Consider the following 3,561-nt stretch of genomic DNA (forward strand, 5'->3'; position numbering starts at 1 on the left):
CCTGCCGGCCGAAGCGCTGGCGGAACGTCTGCCCGGCATCTCGGAATCGGCCAAGATCTTTGCCGGTGTCGACGTGACCAAGGAACCGATCCCGGTTCTGCCGACCGTGCATTACAACATGGGCGGTATCCCGACGAACTACTGGGGCGAGGTGCTGCACCCGACCGCCGAAAACCCGAACCAGGTGGTTCCGGGCCTGATGGCTGTGGGCGAAGCGGGCTGTGCCTCGGTGCACGGTGCGAACCGTCTGGGGTCGAACTCCTTGATCGACCTCGTGGTCTTTGGCCGTGCCGCCGCGATCCGCGCCGGCCAGGTCGTCGACCGCGAAGCGGCGATCCCGGCGACCAACAAGGCATCCATCGACAAGGCGTTTGATCGCTTCGACTTCTATCGCAACGCCAAGGGGGCCATCCCGACCGCGGATCTGCGCCTGGAAATGCCGCGCACCATGCAGTCGGACGCCGCCGTCTTCCGTGAATCGAAGACGCTGGCCGAAGGCGTCGAGAAGATGACCGCGATTGCCGCGAAGATCACCGACCTCAAGGTCACCGATCGGTCGCTGGTGTGGAACTCGGACCTAATGGAAACGCTGGAGCTGACGAACCTGATGCCGAACGCCCTGGCGACCATCGTCGGTGCAGAGGCACGTCACGAATCCCGCGGGGCGCATGCCCACGAGGATTACGCCGAGCGCGACGACGAGAACTGGCGCGTGCACACGATTTCCCGCGTGGAAGACAACAAGGTCGAGCTGAGCTACCGCCCGGTGATCACCGACCCGCTGTCGACCGAAGCCGAAGGCGGGATCGAGCTGAAGCGCATCGCGCCCAAGGCACGGACGTTCTGATGCGTCGGGCCCTGCCCCAGAACCATGCGCGTCCGGGTGGCCTTGCCGCCCTGATGCTGCATGGGGGCAGGGTCCCCGCGCGGATCCTTGATATCCGCAACGCAGGAGGCGCGCGTGTTCTTCGTTGAGACGCTGCAGCGCCGTAAGCGCGAGAACCGGCAGGGCAAACTGCTGCCGATCGGCCATCGCGCCGGGGCCAAGGCCCGGGTCCTGAAGGACCCGCGCGGAGAGACCCCTGAACCCGGGTTCCCGACCGTGGACGGCCCGCACTACTATGACGTGCTGGCGGCGCTGCATGATTTCGTCACGCCCGAGTGGTATTTCGAGATCGGCACCAACCGCGGCGGGTCGCTTGAGGTCTGTCCGGGCAAGTTCATCGCCGTGGATCCCCAGCTGATCCTGACGAACTTCTCGATGAAGGACCGGCCCGAGGGGCATTTCTTCCAGATCACCAGCGACGGCTTCTTCGACCTGGGCTTCCTGGAAGGCCTGGGCATCCGCCCCGAACTTGGGTTCCTGGACGGGATGCACCGGTTCGAATTCCTGCTGCGCGATTTCATGAACTTTGAAAAGCGGTCGGCCCCCGGGGCCATCGCGATCCTGCATGATTGCCTGCCCTTCACCGCTGCCATGACGGCACGTGACTGGGATCCCAAGAAGACCCGGCAATGGACCGGGGATGTCTGGAAGACGCTGGCAATCCTGCTGAAACACCGGCCGGACCTGCAGATCGACGTGCTGGACGCCTATCCGACGGGGCTGGTCATTCTTCGCAATCTCGATGCGGAGAACACCACGCTGGCGGGGAGTTACGACGCCGTCGTCGCCGAGTTCCTGGACACGGATATCGCCGCGTTCGGTCCTGCCACCTACTTCGACATGTTCCAAATTCAAAGCAGCCACGCCGCGATCGCGGCGTTGCGGGCCACGGGCGGTCCTGCCGCCGCTGCTGCCTAGACGGAGTCCTGACCATGGTACAATTCACGCTTCCCAAGAACTCTCGCATCCGGACCGGCAAGACCTGGCCCAAGCCCGATGGCGCAACCAACGTGCGCAAGTTCAAGATCTATCGCTGGAACCCCGATGACGGGGAAAACCCGCGGGTGGACACCTATTTCCTGGATATGGACAAATGCGGTCCGATGATCCTGGACGCGTTGATCAAGATCAAGAACGAGATCGATCCGACGCTGACCTTCCGCCGGTCCTGCCGGGAAGGGATCTGCGGCTCTTGCGCGATGAACATCGACGGGATCAACACCCTGGCCTGTATCTATGGCCTGGACGAGGTGAAAGGCGACGTGCGGATCTATCCGCTGCCGCACATGCCGGTGGTCAAGGACCTGATCCCCGATCTGACGCATTTCTATGCGCAGCATGCCTCGATCATGCCCTGGCTGGAAACCAAGACCAACCGCCCCGCGAAAGAGTGGAAGCAATCCATCGAGGACCGCAAGAAGCTGGATGGTCTGTATGAATGCGTCATGTGCGCGTCATGCTCGACCTCGTGCCCGTCTTACTGGTGGAACGGCGATCGGTATCTTGGGCCTGCCGCGCTGCTGCATGCCTACCGCTGGATCATCGACAGCCGCGATGAAGCGACGGGTGAGCGTCTGGACGAGCTGGAGGATCCCTTCAAGCTGTACCGCTGCCACACGATCATGAACTGCGCCAAGACCTGCCCCAAGGGTCTGAACCCGGCGGCGGCGATTTCGCACATCAAGCAGATGATGGTCGAGCGCACCGTCTGATCGGTTGGAACGGCGTGTTTTTGGAAGGGCCCTTTCGAGGGCCCTTTTTCTATGTGGCGGGATCCAATTGTGCGGGGGCCGGGGGCCCCCGCGTTCCTTTCTACTCATCCCCGCCCCCGCAGGCGGGGGCAGGGCTTCGGGGCCACCGGCGGGGATATTTTCGAAAACCAAAGAGGGGCTGACGTGGCGTTCTGCTTTGGGGCCCGGCGCAGGGGCGCATAGGCTTTGCGGGAGGGCTTGGGAGGAGTGGCCATGCAGAGATACCGGGCGGATGTGATCGTCGTGGGGGCGGGGCTTGCGGGGCTGGTGGCCGCAGTGGAGGCGGCGGATCGCGGGCGCAGTGTCCTGTTGCTGGACCAGGAAGGGCCACAGAGCCTGGGCGGGCAGGCCTTCTGGTCGCTTGGCGGGTTGTTCATGGTGGATACGCCGGAACAGCGGCGCATGAAAATCCGCGACAGCCGGGAGCTGGCGGCCCAGGATTGGTATGGCTCGGCCGAGTTCGACCGGGCGGAAGATGCCAACCCACGGGCCGTGGCAGAGGCCTACTTGGATTTCGCCGCCGGTGAGATGCGCGATTGGCTGTCGGGCCTTGGAATGCGCTGGTTTCCCGTTGTCGGCTGGGCCGAGCGGGGCGGCGCGCTGGCGCATGGGCATGGCAATTCGGTCCCACGCTTTCACCTGACATGGGGCACGGGGCCGGGGGTGATCGCGCCTTTCGTGGCGCGGGCCGAGGCGCTGGCGAAATCCGGGGCGCTGACCTTCGGGTTCCGGCACAGAGTCACCGAGCTGAACCTGAAGGCGCGCCGGGTGGCGGGGCATGTCCTGGTGGAGAGTGACGCGCCGCGCGGGGTGTCGACATCGCGCGAGGCGATAGGTGCCTTCGAGGCGGAGGGGCAGGCGCTGATCCTGACCTCGGGCGGGATCGGCGGGGACCATGACAAAGTGCGGCGGCACTGGCCGGTC

4 protein-coding genes are annotated in these 3,561 nt (G+C 64.7%); all 4 read left to right on the forward strand.

Annotation, left to right across the window (positions count from 1 at the left end; all coding sequences use genetic code 11):
• Positions 1-847, forward strand: an 847-nt coding sequence (locus tag ACEQXV_RS14570; protein ID WP_370269785.1) for an FAD-binding protein, incomplete at its 5' end; no start/stop codon positions are given.
• A gap of 114 nt (positions 848-961) precedes the next feature.
• Positions 962-1,804 (forward strand): hypothetical protein, encoded by an 843-nt coding sequence (locus tag ACEQXV_RS14575; RefSeq protein ID WP_370269786.1) that lies wholly within the window; start codon positions 962-964, stop codon positions 1,802-1,804.
• A 14-nt stretch (positions 1,805-1,818) separates the two neighbouring features.
• Complete coding sequence (locus ACEQXV_RS14580; protein WP_093450542.1) at positions 1,819-2,598, forward strand: succinate dehydrogenase iron-sulfur subunit; 780 nt, start codon at positions 1,819-1,821, stop codon at positions 2,596-2,598.
• 252 nt (positions 2,599-2,850) lie between these two features.
• The coding region (locus ACEQXV_RS14585) for an FAD-binding protein (RefSeq protein ID WP_370269788.1) at positions 2,851-3,561 on the forward strand (711 nt) is incomplete at its 3' end.

The organism is Nioella sp. (genome assembly GCF_964229645.1).
Classification (GTDB): domain Bacteria; phylum Pseudomonadota; class Alphaproteobacteria; order Rhodobacterales; family Rhodobacteraceae; genus Nioella.